The 14955-nt window shown below is 58.4% G+C and carries 14 protein-coding genes; 7 read left to right on the top strand and 7 right to left on the bottom strand.

Going from position 1 to position 14955, the window contains the following annotated elements; all coding sequences use genetic code 11:
* Positions 1-5 precede the first annotated feature (5 nt).
* From mddA to TX23_RS14565, 3 genes are all read right to left on the bottom strand, one after another.
* Positions 6-773 carry a methanethiol S-methyltransferase gene (gene mddA / locus TX23_RS14555; protein ID WP_057702752.1) on the bottom strand — a complete coding sequence of 256 codons (768 nt, stop codon included), beginning with the start codon at positions 771-773 and terminating at the stop codon, positions 6-8.
* 194 nt (positions 774-967) lie between these two features.
* Entirely contained in the window at positions 968-2212 is a 1245-nt protein-coding gene (locus tag TX23_RS14560; protein WP_057702753.1) for a saccharopine dehydrogenase family protein, read from the bottom strand.
* 28 nt (positions 2213-2240) lie between these two features.
* A complete protein-coding gene (locus tag TX23_RS14565) occupies positions 2241-3338 on the bottom strand; it encodes a carboxynorspermidine decarboxylase (RefSeq protein WP_005787689.1) in 1098 nt (365 codons plus the stop codon).
* Between the two features lie 344 nt (positions 3339-3682).
* On the opposite strand from TX23_RS14565, the gene metE reads away from it, so the two are divergent.
* Complete coding sequence (gene metE, locus TX23_RS14570) at positions 3683-5971, top strand: 5-methyltetrahydropteroyltriglutamate--homocysteine S-methyltransferase (RefSeq protein ID WP_057702754.1); 2289 nt, start codon at positions 3683-3685, stop codon at positions 5969-5971.
* A gap of 209 nt (positions 5972-6180) precedes the next feature.
* On the opposite strand, the gene TX23_RS14575 is transcribed toward metE, so the two are convergent.
* Complete coding sequence (locus TX23_RS14575; protein ID WP_057702755.1) at positions 6181-7335, bottom strand: DUF1624 domain-containing protein; 1155 nt, start codon at positions 7333-7335, stop codon at positions 6181-6183.
* A 102-nt stretch (positions 7336-7437) separates the two neighbouring features.
* On the opposite strand from TX23_RS14575, the gene TX23_RS14580 reads away from it, so the two are divergent.
* The 3 genes from TX23_RS14580 (at position 7438) to yfcF (ending at position 10094) form a co-directional block, all read left to right on the top strand.
* Entirely contained in the window at positions 7438-7989 is a 552-nt protein-coding gene (locus TX23_RS14580) for a DUF924 family protein (protein ID WP_057702756.1), read from the top strand.
* 197 nt (positions 7990-8186) lie between these two features.
* A complete protein-coding gene (locus tag TX23_RS14585) occupies positions 8187-9359 on the top strand; it encodes an MFS transporter (protein WP_057702757.1) in 1173 nt (390 codons plus the stop codon).
* Between the two features lie 102 nt (positions 9360-9461).
* Positions 9462-10094 (top strand): glutathione transferase, encoded by a 633-nt coding sequence (gene yfcF / locus TX23_RS14590; RefSeq protein WP_057702758.1) that lies wholly within the window; start codon positions 9462-9464, stop codon positions 10092-10094.
* On the opposite strand, the gene TX23_RS14595 is transcribed toward yfcF, so the two are convergent.
* Positions 10053-10337 carry a hypothetical protein gene (locus TX23_RS14595; protein ID WP_057702759.1) on the bottom strand — a complete coding sequence of 95 codons (285 nt, stop codon included), beginning with the start codon at positions 10335-10337 and terminating at the stop codon, positions 10053-10055. The genes yfcF and TX23_RS14595 overlap by 42 nt on opposite strands.
* 137 nt (positions 10338-10474) lie before the next feature.
* Between TX23_RS14595 and TX23_RS14600 the strand changes: the two genes are divergently transcribed.
* Together TX23_RS14600 and TX23_RS14605 are read left to right on the top strand one after the other, a co-directional pair.
* Positions 10475-11119, top strand: coding sequence for a hypothetical protein (locus TX23_RS14600; protein ID WP_057702760.1), 645 nt, complete (start codon positions 10475-10477; stop codon positions 11117-11119).
* 45 nt (positions 11120-11164) lie between these two features.
* Positions 11165-11506, top strand: a complete 342-nt coding sequence (locus TX23_RS14605) for a hypothetical protein (protein WP_057702761.1) — start codon at positions 11165-11167, stop codon at positions 11504-11506.
* A 203-nt stretch (positions 11507-11709) separates the two neighbouring features.
* Here the strand turns inward: TX23_RS14605 and TX23_RS14610 are convergent, their stop codons facing one another.
* Complete coding sequence (locus TX23_RS14610) at positions 11710-12456, bottom strand: creatininase family protein (RefSeq protein WP_057702762.1); 747 nt, start codon at positions 12454-12456, stop codon at positions 11710-11712.
* 30 nt (positions 12457-12486) lie between these two features.
* Positions 12487-13200, bottom strand: a complete 714-nt coding sequence (locus TX23_RS14615; RefSeq protein WP_057702763.1) for a murein L,D-transpeptidase catalytic domain family protein — start codon at positions 13198-13200, stop codon at positions 12487-12489.
* Positions 13201-13239: 39 nt separating this feature from the next.
* Between TX23_RS14615 and TX23_RS14620 the strand changes: the two genes are divergently transcribed.
* Positions 13240-14835, top strand: a complete 1596-nt coding sequence (locus tag TX23_RS14620; RefSeq protein ID WP_057702764.1) for a L,D-transpeptidase family protein — start codon at positions 13240-13242, stop codon at positions 14833-14835.
* Positions 14836-14955 lie beyond the last annotated feature (120 nt).

Genomic DNA, 14955 nt, shown 5'->3' on the forward strand with positions numbered 1-14955 from the left:
GGAGGTTAACGGTGTCGTTTTCTGAGTCGCGGCATGATCATGCCCACGTCACGCTGGTACCGTCGATACCGCTCACCAAACAGTCGCACCAGGTCCCTTTCTTCGAAACGGGCGCCCATGAACAGATAAACCGACATCCCCAGCGCGAACAACAGATGGCCTGCCGTCATATGCGGCGTTGCCCAGAACGCGATCAAAAAACCCAGGTACATCGGGTGACGCACGAGGTGGTAGAACAGCGGTGTTTTGAATATCGCCGCCTTCTGTGGGGTGTTTCGCCAATGATCAATGGCCTGTTTTAATCCGAACAGTTCGAAGTGGCTGATCAGGAAGGTGGCCAGCAATACGATGACCCAGCCCAGCCAGAACAAGCCTGACAACAGTGCCTTGGCCCAAGCCGCTTCAATCTCCCAGACGGTGTATGCAATGGGTTGCCACAACCAGAACATCACCCCAAGCACCAGGCTGCTGAGCAGCACATAGGTGGAGCGTTCAGCCACTGGGGCAATGAGCGCGGCCATTGCGTTCTTGACGCTTCTGCGCGCCATGAGGCTGTGCTGGACGCCAAACATAATCACCAATAGCCCGTTGATCAGCGCTGCAAGCGGCCAGTCGACAGCTGGCCCATCGTTGATGGTCTTGGGCACCAGCACGCCACCTGTGAAGCCTATGAGGTATAAAAACGTGGTCAGGAAAATCAGGTAGCAGGCGATGCTGTAGAGCAGCCACGCCAGATGCACTGTCAGGTTGTTGGTTTGTTTTGACGGGTTCATGGACGATTCCTTTCGCGCATGGTGAAGGGGTAAGCGAGTCAGGCTAGTGGTTTTCGCACGGCCCGTAACCTGTGGAAATTGACAGTTGCTTAGACGGATTGGCGATGAAATTTCCCGGGTTTGAACGGTGTGCTTGCCTAAACAAAAAATGCGCCCCTGGGGGCGCATTCTTTTGTCAGTCAGCAATCACCTGTTCAGGCAATCGCATCCCAAGCCCGATCACCGTTCTCGTCCTTGATTCGAGTCGGCAACCCCATCACATCCAGCGCTTTGAGGAACGGCTCAGCCGGCAGTTCCTCAACGTTGGCCATGTGCTTCACATCCCACTCGCCACGTGCAACCAGCAGTGCTGCGGCCACCGGTGGTACGCCTGCGGTGTAGGAGATGCCCTGGCTGTCGGTCTCGGCAAAGGCTTCTTCATGACAGGCCACGTTGTAGATGAACATCTCGCGTGGCTGGCCGCCTTTGGTGCCTTTGACCAGGTCGCCGATGCAGGTCTTGCCGGTGTAGCCCGGGGCAAGCGATGACGGGTCGGGCAGCACGGCCTTGACCACTTTCAACGGTACCACTTCCAGGCCTTCGGCGGTCTTGACCGGTTTTTCCGAGAGCAGGCCGAGGTTTTTCAGCACAGTGAATACGTTGATGTAGTGCTCGCCAAAGCTCATCCAGAACCGCACGTTGGGCACGTCGAGGTTTTTCGACAGCGAGTGCACTTCATCGTGGCCGGTAAGGTAGAGGTTTTGCGAACCGACTACCGGCAGGTCGTCGGTGCGTTTGACTTCGAACATGGTGTTGCTGGTCCACTGGCTGTTCTGCCAGCTCCACACCTGCCCGGTGAACTCGCGGAAGTTGATTTCCGGATCGAAATTGGTGGCGAAGTATTTGCCATGGGAGCCGGCATTGACGTCGAGAATGTCGATCGAATCAATGCGGTCGAAATGCTGTTGCTGCGCCAGCGCGGCATACGCGTTGACGACACCCGGGTCGAAGCCCACGCCAAGGATGGCGGTGATGTTCTTCTGTTTGCATTCTTCCAGGTGGTTCCATTCGTAGTTGCCGTACCACGGCGGGGTCTCGCAGACCTTGCCCGGCTCTTCGTGGATGGCGGTGTCGAGGTAGGCAACGCCCGTGTCGATGCAGGCACGCAGCACCGACATGTTGAGGAACGCGGAACCTACGTTGATAACGATCTGCGACTCGGTCTCGCGGATCAGGGCCTTGGTCGCTTCCACGTCCAGGGCGTTCAGCGCAAAGGCCTGGATTTCGGCGGGAACCTTGAGGCTACCCTTGGCCTTGACGCTGTCGATGATGGCCTGGCATTTGGAGATGTTGCGCGACGCGATAGCAATACGACCGAGTTCGTCGTTGTGCTGCGCGCACTTGTGGGCCACCACCTTGGCGACACCTCCTGCACCAATGATAAGAACGTTCTTTTTCAATTGCTTTATTTCTCCTGTATCCGCCAGCTTAGGAAAGGCTGGACAGGTAGTCGTCGTAACCAAATTCACGAACCACCTCGACTGTACCGTCGAGTTGTTTCACTACGATGGACGGCATTTTCAGGCCGTTGAACCAGTTTTTCTTGACCATGGTGTAGCCTGCGGTGTCGATGAACGACAGCCGATCGCCGATGGCCAGCGGACGATCAAATTGATACTCGCCGAAGATGTCCCCGGCCAGGCAGGATTTGCCGCACACCATGTAGGTGTGTTCACCCTCGCTCGGCGCCAGCTTGGCGTTGAGGCGATAGATCAGCAGGTCCAGCAAGTGGGCTTCGATGGAGCTGTCTACCACGGCGAGGTTCTTGCCGTTGTAGAGGGTGTCGAGCACGGTGACTTCCAGGGAGGCGCTGTTAGTGATCGCCGCTTCGCCGGGCTCCAGATACACCTGCACGCCGTACTTCTCGGAAAATGCCTTCAAGCGCGCGCAGAACGCGTCCAGCGCATAGCCTTCACCGGTGAAATGGATGCCGCCGCCGAGGCTGACCCACTTGACCTTGTGCAGCAGCTCACCGAAGCGTTCCTCGATGGTGCCGAGCATCTTGTCGAACAGGCTGAAGTCACCGTTCTCGCAGTTATTGTGGAACATGAAACCGGAGATCTGATCGATCACGCCATCGATCTTCACCGGGTCCCACTCGCCCAGACGGCTGAACGGACGCGCCGGGTCGGCCAGCAGGTAGTCGGAGCTGCTCACCTGTGGGTTTACGCGCAGGCCACGGGTCTTGCCTTCGCTGCGCTCGGCAAAGCGCTGCAGCTGGCTGATGGAGTTGAAGATGATCTTGTCGCAGTTCTCCAGCATCTCTTCGATTTCATCATCGGCCCAGGCCACGCTGTAGGCGTGCGCCTCACCTTCGAACTTCTGGCGGCCCAGCTTCAACTCGTACAGCGACGACGAGGTGGTGCCGTCCATGTATTGCTGCATCAAGTCGAACACCGACCAGGTGGCAAAGCACTTGAGCGCCAGCAGTGCCTTGGCGCCGGACTGCTCGCGCACGTAGGCAATCTTCTGCATGTTGACCAGAAGCTTCTGTTTATCGATGAGGTAGTACGGCGTTTTGATCATTTTTGAGAGCCTGCGGCGGTGCCTGCCAAAAAAGGACACGCATTGTGCCCGCACTTGGGGCAGATCGAAAGGTTAGCCGGCGGATTTTGCGCGCCACGTTAAGCATAGGGCGTAAGTATGACCGTTCATAAGAATCAAGCCGCCTCCTGTGGGAGCGCTCGAGCCTAAGCGAGGCCGCGATGACGGCCGTCCTGGCACCCCACACATCAACAATAGCGCCGCGAATGTCATGCTTACCTGAACATGAGTAAATCTTGTGATGATCTAGAACAGAATGAGTTTGTCTCAAGACACCCCTCTGCCGACAATGACCGCCATCAATCACACCATCGGAGTTGTAAGTCATGGCAGTCGCTCATTCCCTCGGGTTTCCACGCATTGGACGCGATCGTGAACTGAAAAAAGCGCAGGAAGCGTTCTGGAAGGGCGAGCTCGACGAAGCCGGCCTGCGCGCCGTTGGCCGTGATTTGCGCAAGACTCACTGGGCGCTGCAACAACAAGCCGGCATCGAGCTGCTACCCGTCGGTGATTTCGCCTGGTACGACCAGGTGCTGACCCATTCGTTGATGTTCGGCGTGATCCCCGAGCGATTCCGCCCGGCCGATGGCCACGCCACGTTGCACACGTTGTTCGCCATGGCTCGCGGCGTCAGTGACAGCTGCTGCGCCGGTGCTCACGCCCAGGAGATGACCAAGTGGTTCGATACCAACTATCACTATCTGGTGCCGGAGTTCAGCGCTGATCAGCAGTTCCACCTGGGCTGGGATCAACTGTTCGAAGAGGTCAAGGAAGCCCGTGACCTGGGCCACACCGTCAAGCCTGTCGTCATTGGCCCTCTGACGTACCTGTGGCTGGGCAAGGCCAAGGGCGACGCTTTTGACAAGCTTGATCTGCTTGAGCGTTTGTTGCCGCTGTACGGCCAGATCTTCCAACGCCTGGCGGATCTGGGCGTGGAGTGGGTGCAGATTGATGAGCCGATCCTGGTGCTCGATTTGCCGCAGGACTGGAAGAACGCGTTTGAGCGTGCCTATAACCTGATCCAGCGTGACCCGCTGAAAAAACTCGTGGCTACCTACTTCGGTGGCCTGGAAGAAAACCTCGGCCTGGCGGCCAACTTGCCGGTTGATGGTTTGCATATCGACCTGGTGCGTGCACCGGACCAGTACCCGACCATCCTTGATCGCCTGCCGGCTTATAAGGTGTTGTCCCTGGGCGTGGTCAATGGCCGCAACGTGTGGCGTTGCGACCTGGAAAAGGCCCTGGCCACTTTGCAGCATGCCCATGAAAAGCTGGGCGATCGCCTGTGGGTTGCGCCGTCCTGCTCGCTACTGCACAGCCCGGTAGACCTCGCCCGTGAAGACAAGCTGGATGCCGAATTGAAAAGCTGGCTGGCCTTTGCCGTGCAAAAGTGCGAAGAAGTGGCGTTGCTGGCCCGGGCTGTCGACGAGCCCGAGGCGCCCGGCGTACTGGCCGCCCTGGCTGAAAGCCGTGCCGTACAGGCTGCTCGTGAGGCATCGACGCGGATCCACAAGCCTGCCGTACAGGCTCGCGTCGCCGCCATCACCGAGCAGGACAGCCAACGCCAGTCGCCGTTTGCCCAGCGTATCGAGAAGCAGCGCGCCGGCCTGAACCTGCCGCTGTTCCCGACCACTACCATTGGTTCCTTCCCGCAAACCGCGTCGATCCGCCTGGCACGTCAATCGTACAAGGCCGGCAAGTTGAGCGAAGCCGAATACGTCGAAGCCATGCACAGCGAAATCAAGCACGCTGTCCAAGTGCAGGAAAACCTTGGCCTGGACGTGCTGGTGCACGGTGAAGCCGAGCGTAACGACATGGTCGAGTACTTCGCCGAGCAACTGGATGGCTACGCGTTCACCCGTTTCGGCTGGGTGCAGAGTTATGGTTCCCGTTGCGTGAAACCGGCGGTGATCGTCGGTGACCTGAGCCGCCCGAAAGCCATGACCGTGGAATGGATCCGCTATGCCCAGGGGCTGACCGACAAGGTGTTGAAGGGCATGTTGACCGGCCCGGTAACCATGCTGATGTGGTCGTTCCCACGGGAAGATGTGAGCCGCCAAGTGCAGGCTCGGCAACTGGCCCTGGCGATTCGTGACGAAGTGGTGGACCTGGAAGCCGCCGGCATCAGGATCGTGCAGATCGACGAAGCCGCGTTCCGCGAAGGTTTGCCGTTACGCCAGGCACAGTGGCAACACTACCTCGACTGGGCCACCGAAGCGTTTCGCCTTTGCGCCGGCGGCGTGCGAGACGAAACCCAGATCCACACTCATATGTGCTACAGCGAGTTCAACGATGTGATCGAGTCCATCGCGGCGATGGATGCCGACGTGATCACCATCGAAACTTCGCGTTCGGACATGGAGTTGCTTGATGCCTTTGAGGCCTTTGACTACCCGAACGACATCGGCCCCGGCGTGTATGACATCCACTCGCCACGGGTGCCCGATGTATCGCAGATGGCTAACTTGCTGCGCAAGGCTGCCAAGCGGATTCCGGCAGAGCGTTTGTGGGTCAACCCCGATTGCGGCTTGAAAACCCGCGGTTGGCCGGAGACGGAGGCGGCGCTCATTCACATGGTCACCGCCGCCCGCCAACTACGCGCTGAATTGGCCTGATATTGTCTGCAAGTGTGGGAGGAGGCTTGCCCTAAATGCCAGTCAGTTAAGGTTTTTGTAGGAGCGAGCTTGCTCGCGAAAAACTCATAGGCGCCGCGTTCATTCAGGATGCCGGCGTCATCGTTTACGACCTTCGCGAGCAAGCTCGCTCCTACAGAGGGCGATGTACGCTTAACTGACTGGCATTAGGGCTTGCCTCCCAGCCCCGGTCAGAGGTACTTGAGCCAGGCGATATCGCGCCGGCGCGCTTTGAGCCCGGCAAACCAACGTACCGGCGGGTACAGCACCAGCGGCAACACCAACGCCATCAGCCACACCGCACCGATGCTGTCGAAGCCGAAATAGTTGCCGTGGTTGAGCCCAAACCATCCCACACAGGCGACATACAGCACCTTCAACACATACAGATGCAGCAGATAAAAGAACATCGGCGCCGCACCAAACACCGCCAGCACGCCAATCCAGCGCTTAGACCCGGCGCGTTCGAACGCCAGCAACAGCAACAATCCAACCCCCAACGTCAACGCCAGGAACAACAGCGACGGCGGGTATTTGGTGATGTTGAAGAAGCTCATCAGGGTCTGCACGCCATTGTCATACGCATACCAAGGCTGCTCGCCGTAGCCGTTGACTGCCCGCAGCAGCACAAAGCCCATTAATGCCGCCACACCCGCGATCAGCAGATGACGCTGACGCAGAGCTGGCAGTGCGGTAGTGGCGAACCATGGCCCCAGTCCATAGCCCAGGGCGATCACACCGATCCATGGCAGCACCGGATAAGTCACGCGCAGACGCAGGTTTTCCGACACCTGGATCCAACTGCGCTCATGCAGGATTGACCAGCCAGTCTGCAACCCCGACCCGGGGGCAAAGTGCACCCCGTCGAGCAGGTTATGCCCGACGATGATCACCAGCGCCAAGGTGATCAGCAGCGGGCGCGGCAACCACACCAGCGCTGCGAGGGCGATCATGCTCACGCCGATGGCCCAGATCACCTGCATATAGATCACGCTGGGCGGCAACTGGAAGGTCCAGGCGAAATTGACCAGGGTGAATTCCAGCACCACCAGGAACAGTCCGCGCTTGAACAAAAAGGCCGACACATCGCGTCGTCCCTGATATTTCTGACCGTACAGCCACGCCGACAATCCGGTGAGTAACACAAACACCGGCGCACACAGATGGGCCAGGGTGCGGCTGGCAAACAGCGCAGGCTCAATGCTGTCGATGCTCATCGGGTCGCTGACCTGACGGTGCAGCAGGAAGGTTTCACGCACATGGTCGAGAAGCATGAACAGGATCACCAGGCCGCGCAGGGCATCGATGGATTGCAGGCGTTGACGGAGGGGAACAGCGTCGGTCATGGGCAAGGATCACAGGCAAGACGAGAAATTAGCGTTATCCTATAACATTAAGCTGCGCATTGCCGCGCTGGATCTTATCTGCGAACTGATGGGGAGGTACCCATGACACACACCACCACACAACCGGCCGAGGCCGTGATTGAGTTCTGGACACAGGCCGGTCCCAAGCGCTGGTTCGCCAAGAACGAAGGCTTCGATACGGCCTTTCGCGACACCTTCCACACTACCCATATGCAAGCAGCGCGGCGCGAGCTCGACGGTTGGCTGGCCACGGCCGATGGCGCACTGGCGTTATTGATTTTGCTCGACCAATACCCACGCAACGCTTTTCGCGGCACTGCGCACATGTTCGCCACCGACCCGCTGGCGCGTTTTTATGCGCAGCAGATGGTGGATGCCGGGCTGGATCAACAGATCGATCCGCAGTTACGCGCGTTTTGTTATTTGCCGTTTGAACATTCCGAAGACCCGCAAGACCAGCAGCGCTCGTTGGTGCTTAACCAGCAGTTGGATGCCAACACTTATCACTGGGCCAAGGAACATGCCGATATTATCCAGCGGTTTGGGCGGTTTCCCCATCGCAATGCGGTGTTGGGCAGGGCTACGACAGCAGCGGAACAGGTTTTTTTGGATGAGGGAGGGTTTGCGGGGTAGGGCGGAGCAAGAGTGTTTGCTTAATCACCTTTCACTGATTCAACATCACGATGCATCGGTTAGTTTGGGGGAGACCTGTGATTACTTGAAGAATTTGCCTACAAATTTTTAGGTTGAATCCTATACTTTGCTTGCTTGTAAAGTTCTTCTGCGTGCTCAAACATCATTATCAGGATAACTAACCTGAGGCGCAGGACGTGCAGCCGAATGTGCGGATACTGATTTTAGCTTGCAGCACCACCGTGATGGCCCAGCTGGGCGTGACACTTTATCTTCCCGCCACGCCTTACATCATTTATGCGCTCGGTATGAGTGAGGCTGAAGGCTACAACGCCTTATTGATGTATTTGAGCGGTGCCGCGTTTCCATTGATTTTTGCCGGTCACCTTATTCGGTTATTTGGTCGTTCAGCAGTTCTTTTGGGGTTTTGCTGCATCTTCTTTAGCGGGAGTTTTTTATCCGTGTGGGCTTGTGATGATAAAAGCTTTTATCTTTCCAGGCTGATGCAAGGCTTTGGTGGCGGTGGGGCGGCGTTGCTGGGGCGCGCATTGTTATCGGAGGTTTTCTCGGGGGTTCACTTGGCGAGAAATTTATCCCTTTTATCCTATTCATTTGTTTTTGCGCTGGCGGCAGGACAAGTCGCAAGCGGTTTATTGGTTTCTTTTTTTCGCTGGGAGGTGGTGGCAGTGGTCATGGCTTGCGGCTCAGTCATCACCGCTATACTGATGCTGCCCGTAAGAGAGACTCTGTCTGCTTTGGATATTGCTAGTCAGCAGCGAGTCGGACCTCCAAGGTATGCAGCCATGGTCAGTCATCCCAGCTTTTATTTGCCGGTCATACTAGGCGGATGTGGTTATGGGGTGTTTGTTGTGTACCAAGGTGTAGGTGTCTACGTCTTCGACGCGCTATTAGAGTGGAATGGCGCGCAGTACGGTATGTTTGGCGTATGGCTGGGGGGTGCCTATTGGCTCGGGGCGCTATCCGTAAGGTGTGCACTTAGGTCGGTTAGCCTTTCTGCACTTTCAATGATGGCCAGCGGTGTGCTGCTTTTTGCGGTGTCTGTATTTTTATTAACTACCCTAAAGCACTTGGATCGCCACTTTATATTCTTTGCATATCTAGCAGTCTGGTATGCCCAGGCAATGATTTATCCCTGCGTCGCGTCCATGGCGGTAAAAAAATACCCTGGTATTGAGGCAATGATGTTGTTTAGTTTCTTGCAACAGTTAGTCGCTCTGTTATTCGCAACATTAGCATCACTGCTCATTGCCGTTGGAATGCATGGCGTGGCGTTATTAACCCTTGGTTTAGGCGTCTTGGGAGCGCTGGTGACAGTTTTACTGGCAAACAACAGGAGCAGCCAGACATAGGGTGGCTTTTGTATTCCCGCCAGGAATGCCCCCATAAAAACCCTGCATTATCTTTATCGACCCGGATCTCGTAGCGTGGTGTTTCATCCTCGGAGATAGCCCATGAGCCAACCCCCGCTGCGCCTCTACGTTGATTCGCTGTTCACCAGCCCCTACGCCATGTCGGTGTTTGTCGCCCTGCGGGAAAAAGGCCTGGGGTTCGACACGGTTACCCTGGACCTGGACGCTGGGCAAAACCAGTCGGCGGGTTACGCCCAGCGCTCCCTGACCCAACGGGTACCCACTCTGGAGCACGGTGATTTTACGTTGTCGGAATCTTCGGCAATTACTGAGTACCTGGACCAGGCTTATCCCCCGATCAGCCTTTACCCGGCGGGTCTGCAGCAGCGGGCGAGGGCGCGGCAGGTTCAGGCATGGTTACGCAGTGACTTGCTGCCAATTCGTCAGGAGCGTTCAACCCTGGTGGTGTTCTACGGGCAGCAGATGCCGCCTTTATCGCCGATGGCGCAGGCTGCTGCGGGCAAGTTGATCAGCGCTGCTCAGGCACTATTGGCGGGCAACCCCGAGTATTTGTTTGGTCAGTGGTCGATCGCCGATGTGGACCTGGCGGTGATGCTCAATCGCCTGATCCTTAACGGCGACGCCGTGCCGGCCGAGCTGGTGGCGTACGCGCAACGCCAGTGGCAACGCCCGTCAGTTCGGGAGTGGGTCAACCTGCAACGGCCGGTGCTCTAGCTGCCACTCTTCCTTGACACGCCGGTCGAGGTCCTCCCAGTGGGCCATGCCCAGCACCCGCATGGTGTTCAAGCCCCGCAGGTAACCACGCAGTTGCTGGGCGCTGGCCGAGCGTTGTTCGGCGTCGGCGGTTGGGTCCAGCAGTACGGTTTCATACTCGACCAGGTAATCGGCGACCCGCTCGCGAAATTCCGGCAGTACGGCATCGCGGATGCGGTCGAAGGTTTTCTGGTAGGGCTTCATGGCGGGGTCCTTATAGGTTTTATGGGCTGCCTGACACTATCGGTTCAAATGATAGTCACCATCAAGGATCACAAGTTCTGTTTTTTCGCCAAACGCGCAAAATCTGCCCATCCAGACGCAGCTCAAGGAAATGCGCGATGAGGACGATTATCCAGCTTGCTTTAATGGCCCTGATGTTGGGCGCCACCGTCATGACCACCCCGGCGATTGCCGATGAGCTGCGTACAGGCCATTTGCTGCCGCTGGCCGCTAGCGTAGAATCCCTGCAACGCACCCAGACAGTAGGGGTGTTGTTCAGCGAAAACACCCGCGACAACCTCATCTACCTTGAGCGCTATCATGCCATGGCAATGAACGGCGCCAAGGATGCCCTGGATGGGCGGATTCGCCAGGCGTTCGTTAACAGCTCCGATCCGGAACTGGCTATCGACTGGTTGATGAACTCGCTGCAGGGCGCTTTTTTCTCGGTGACGGTCTATAGCTCCCTGGATGACATGGTGCAGGCGCATCCGGATGTGGTGGTGGTGCTCGATACCCATAACCAGTTGCTGACCCAGCGTAACGACCGGGTTGAGGCACGCTTTGCAGCACGTTTTTATGACGCGAACCTGCAATATATCGCCAAGGCCGAAGGCTCGATGGACAGGCAAGTGCCGTCAGTGTGGGTGCACGGCAAGGCAGCGCCGGAGATTGCCGCGTTGATCGAGCAGCAGCGAGATGTACAGCAAGACGCCCTGAAGCAGTTCGATGTGTCGCTCAAGGCCCTGGTTCGCGCAGGTTGATTCGCGAGTGGATGTGAACCCTATTGGTTATTTTCAGGAATCTGTATGCGCTCTTTTTTCGCCCCGGCAGTGGCCTTTGCTGCCCTGTTGCTGACTGGTTGTATTACGGCTCCCAATGCCCCGTCGCTGACCCTGCAAACCGCCAAGACCCCCGAAGGCTATGTGCAATGCCTATTGCCCAAGCTGGAAAAGCACGGCATCAGCTCGACCGTGACGCAGAACTCCCGTCACGCCAAGGTGTTGTTGACCAGCAAGATCGCCGCCGATGATGTGCTGGAAGCCTACAAGTCCCAGGACGGTACCAAAGTGTCGCTGTATGAGCGCAAGCCGCTGGTTTCGGCAATCAAGCCATCGCGGCTTGAGCAGGCGGCCCAGGACTGCAAATAATGTGGGAGCGGCTTGACCTGATGCCAGTCAGTTAAGCGTACATAGCCCTCTGTAGGAGCGAGCTTGCTCGCGAAAAACTTCAACGATAAAGCGTGCTTCCTGAATGAACGCGGCGCCTGTGAGTTTTTCGCGAGCAAGCTCGCTCCTACAGAACTGCTATCGGGAGCAAGTCGGATCGTCGCACGGCCCCTCCCGCATTTGGCTCAAGGTTTTGCTTCGTTGCTGAAGCTGTCCACCGTCTTGATCAACCCCAGCGCCGCCAACGCGACCAACTCACCGCCTTTTTCCACCGTCGCCAGCGCCGGATCCGACCCCATGCGGCCATCGGGGAAGCGCGCGCGGAAGTCCAGCGCCTCGCGGATCGGGCCGGTGTTGGCGATTTGCGGTGAGTAGTCGGCAGACTTGATCGACTGCGGGTAAGCCCACTGCGTCACCGCAATCTCCGACGGCGTGGCGTGGCTGCCGTGGCCGACCGGGAACTGGCGCTGGGCCAGGTCGGTGACGCCTTCCAGGTCCCACCAGTTCACCAGCTTCAGCGCGAACCCGGCCGGGCGGCGGGCGAAGCTGGCTTCGGCGTACAGCTCGGAAAACGCCGCCTCGATCGTGGCGATATTGCCGCCATGGCCGTTCAGGAACAGGATTTTCTCGAAGCCATGCCCGGCCAGCGAACGCACCCAATCGCCAATCGCGGCGATAAAGGTGGAAGGGCGCAGCGAGATGGTGCCGGGAAAGCCCAGGTGGTGCTGGGCCATGCCGATATTGAAAGTAGGGCCGATCAGGATGTCGGCGTTTTTTTGCGCCTCATGGGCGATGATCTCCGGGCACATCCAGTCGGTGCCCAGCAGGCCGGTGGGGCCGTGTTGTTCGTTGGAGCCGATAGGGATCACGACCGTGCGGCTGCGTTCCAGAAACTGCCCGATTTCGATCCAGGTGCTGGTGTGTAGAAGCATTCGAAGCTCTCTTTTATCTGTGGGGACAGGCTATCCGCCACGGATTGTACGACTACTCGCCACCTGTTGGGGTTTGCAATTGAGGTACGTCGAGGACTTCAACCAGCGCTGGTCGGGATACCAGGAGAACATGAACTGCCCATCCTTGAGCTTGTCTACCACTTGACGGGCGACCTGCGGGCGTACTGCCGGGCAGCCCTGGCTGCGCCCGATTCGGCCTTCGCGCTTGCTCCATAACGGGCTGACGTAGTCGGCGGCATGGATCACGATGGCGCGGTCGCGTGCCAGGTCATTGAAGCCGGGCTCAAGGCCATCCATGCGCAGCGAGTAGCCATGGGCACCGAGGTAGCTTTCCTGGGTGCGGAACAAGCCCAGGCTGGATTGATGGCTGCCTTCGAGATTGGAGAACTGAGTGGCGAAGTTTTCCCCCGACTTGGCGCCATGGGCCACCAGGTCACGCAGTACCAGGGTCTGTTTGCGCAAATCGAAGATCCACAGCCGACGAGCGGTCGAGGGCTGGGAGTAGTCAATAACCGCCAGGCGATCGGAGCGTTCCTCGCCGTTATTGACTGCACACTGCACCGCGCTCAGGGCACTTTTGAGTACAGTGGGATTGAGTTCTGGAGCCGAGCGCGCCAGGCTGCTATATAGGGAAGGTGGGGTGCCAGCGGCGGCGAGCGCAAAATTGCTCAATAAAGCCAGGCCCCCGGTGATCAAGCCGAGGTGGCGCATAAAAGTCAGCATCTACAGTCGAGTCCCCGCTGTGGAGTGGAGCTAAGTCAATTGTTCAAAAAACACGCATGTTACTTGAGCATTTGCCTGCTCGTTGCACCATTGGTCGCGACAGCCGATGCGCTGGCGCCTGAGCCGCTGCCGGTCACTACGCCTGCGCCCGTCGATCTGGCGCCGGTACAGCAGGCGCTGGCGCAACTGTCCAGCGTATGCCCGCACCTGGTCTCGCGGGTCGACGCGACCGCGCAAGTGCGCCTGCAAGCCTTTTACCAACAGCAGGGCAATGCACCGTTATGGTCGGCCGACGAGTCCCGGCAAGCCTTGCACACCCAGTTGCAGATGCTGGCCGACGACGGCCTGGATCCCTCCCACTATAGCTTGCCTGCGGTAGATGCCACGGCCAACGTGCTGTGCAGCGACATCGCGATCAGCCAGCAATACCTTCAAGCCCTGCACGATTTGCATTACGGGCGCCTGCTGCAATCGCGCTATGAACCGCTCTGGCATTCTCAACCGCCCACAATTGACCCTAACACCGCAGTATTGGCATTTGCCGCCACCGGCTTGCAGGACATGGCCAAAGGGTTCGACCAGGCGCGGCCCAGTGCAGACTTGTATCGCAGCCTGCGCAATGCCTATTCCAGCCTGCGCCAGCAACCTTTACCGCACTGGGACGCGGTAGGCAGTGGTCCGCTATTACGCCCCGGCATGGAAGACCCGCGTGTGCCGGAATTGGCGCGGCGCCTGCACAGTGGCGGCTATCTGGCCAAGTTGCCCAACGGCAAGCAATATCAGGGCGATCTGGTCAAGGCGGCCAAAGCGTTCCAGCTCAGTCATTCGTTGCAAGCCGATGGTGTGATCGGCGCCGGCACCGTGGCCGAACTCAATATCAGCCCGGCGATACGCCGCGAACAACTGCGCATCAACCTGGAGCGTTTCCGCTGGCTGGCCCAGGACCTGGAGCCCGAAGGCGTCGTAGTCAATGTGGCTGCCGCGCAATTGAGTGTGTACCAGAGCGGCATTCCGGTGTGGCAAACCCGCCTGCAAGTGGGCCGCGCCGAACGCCAGACACCGCTGCTCAAGTCGCGCATCACGCGGCTGACCCTCAACCCCACATGGACCATCCCGCCGACCATCATGCGCGAGGACAAACTCCCGGCCATCCGTCTCAACCCTGAATACCTGCGTCAGCAAAACCTGCAAGTGCTCGACGCCGAAGGCCATCCGCTGACGCCCGATCAGGTCGACTGGGCGCGTCCCGGCAATATCCTGCTGCGCCAGCAGGCTGGCCCGCGCAACCCGCTGGGCAAGATCGTGATGCGCTTCCCCAACCCCTTCTCGGTGTACCTGCACGACACACCCAGCCAGCCGCTGTTTACCAAGGGGCCACGGGCGTTCAGTTCGGGGTGTGTGAGGGTCGAGCAGCCGCTGCTGCTGCGTGACCTGTTGGTAACCCCGGCCGAACGCACCCGTACCGATGAACTGCTGGCCACCGGCCTGACCCATGAATTCAGGCTGACCACGCCGGTGCCGGTGCTGTTGGGGTATTGGACGGTGGAAGTGGATCGCCAGGGGAGCCTGGTCTACGCGCCGGATATCTATGCGCTTGATCCGGTGTTGATCAAGGCCATGGGGAGTGTGCTCTAGAAAAAATATGGGGGAGGGCTTTGAAACACCATGTAGGAGCGAGCTTGCTCGCGAAAAACGTCAACGATAACGCGTGTTTCCTGAGTAAACGCGGCGCCTATGGGTTTTTCGCGAGCAAGC

Source organism: Pseudomonas paralactis, from assembly GCF_001439735.1.
GTDB lineage: Bacteria > Pseudomonadota > Gammaproteobacteria > Pseudomonadales > Pseudomonadaceae > Aquipseudomonas > Aquipseudomonas paralactis.

Bases quoted from the DNA above. Each gene is read 5' to 3' on its own strand.
- TX23_RS14610 (WP_057702762.1), bottom strand. From the start codon at position 12,456: ATGCTTCTACACACCAGCACCTGGATCGAAATCGGGCAGTTTCTGGAA.
- TX23_RS14575 (WP_057702755.1), bottom strand. From the start codon at position 7,335: ATGACCGACGCTGTTCCCCTCCGTCAACGCCTGCAATCCATCGATGCC.
- TX23_RS14580 (WP_057702756.1), top strand. From the start codon at position 7,438: ATGACACACACCACCACACAACCGGCCGAGGCCGTGATTGAGTTCTGG.
- TX23_RS14565 (WP_005787689.1), bottom strand. From the start codon at position 3,338: ATGATCAAAACGCCGTACTACCTCATCGATAAACAGAAGCTTCTGGTC.
- TX23_RS14600 (WP_057702760.1), top strand. From the start codon at position 10,475: ATGAGGACGATTATCCAGCTTGCTTTAATGGCCCTGATGTTGGGCGCC.
- metE (WP_057702754.1), top strand. From the start codon at position 3,683: ATGGCAGTCGCTCATTCCCTCGGGTTTCCACGCATTGGACGCGATCGT.
- TX23_RS14605 (WP_057702761.1), top strand. From the start codon at position 11,165: ATGCGCTCTTTTTTCGCCCCGGCAGTGGCCTTTGCTGCCCTGTTGCTG.
- TX23_RS14615 (WP_057702763.1), bottom strand. From the start codon at position 13,200: ATGCTGACTTTTATGCGCCACCTCGGCTTGATCACCGGGGGCCTGGCT.
- TX23_RS14595 (WP_057702759.1), bottom strand. From the start codon at position 10,337: ATGAAGCCCTACCAGAAAACCTTCGACCGCATCCGCGATGCCGTACTG.
- yfcF (WP_057702758.1), top strand. From the start codon at position 9,462: ATGAGCCAACCCCCGCTGCGCCTCTACGTTGATTCGCTGTTCACCAGC.
- mddA (WP_057702752.1), bottom strand. From the start codon at position 773: ATGAACCCGTCAAAACAAACCAACAACCTGACAGTGCATCTGGCGTGG.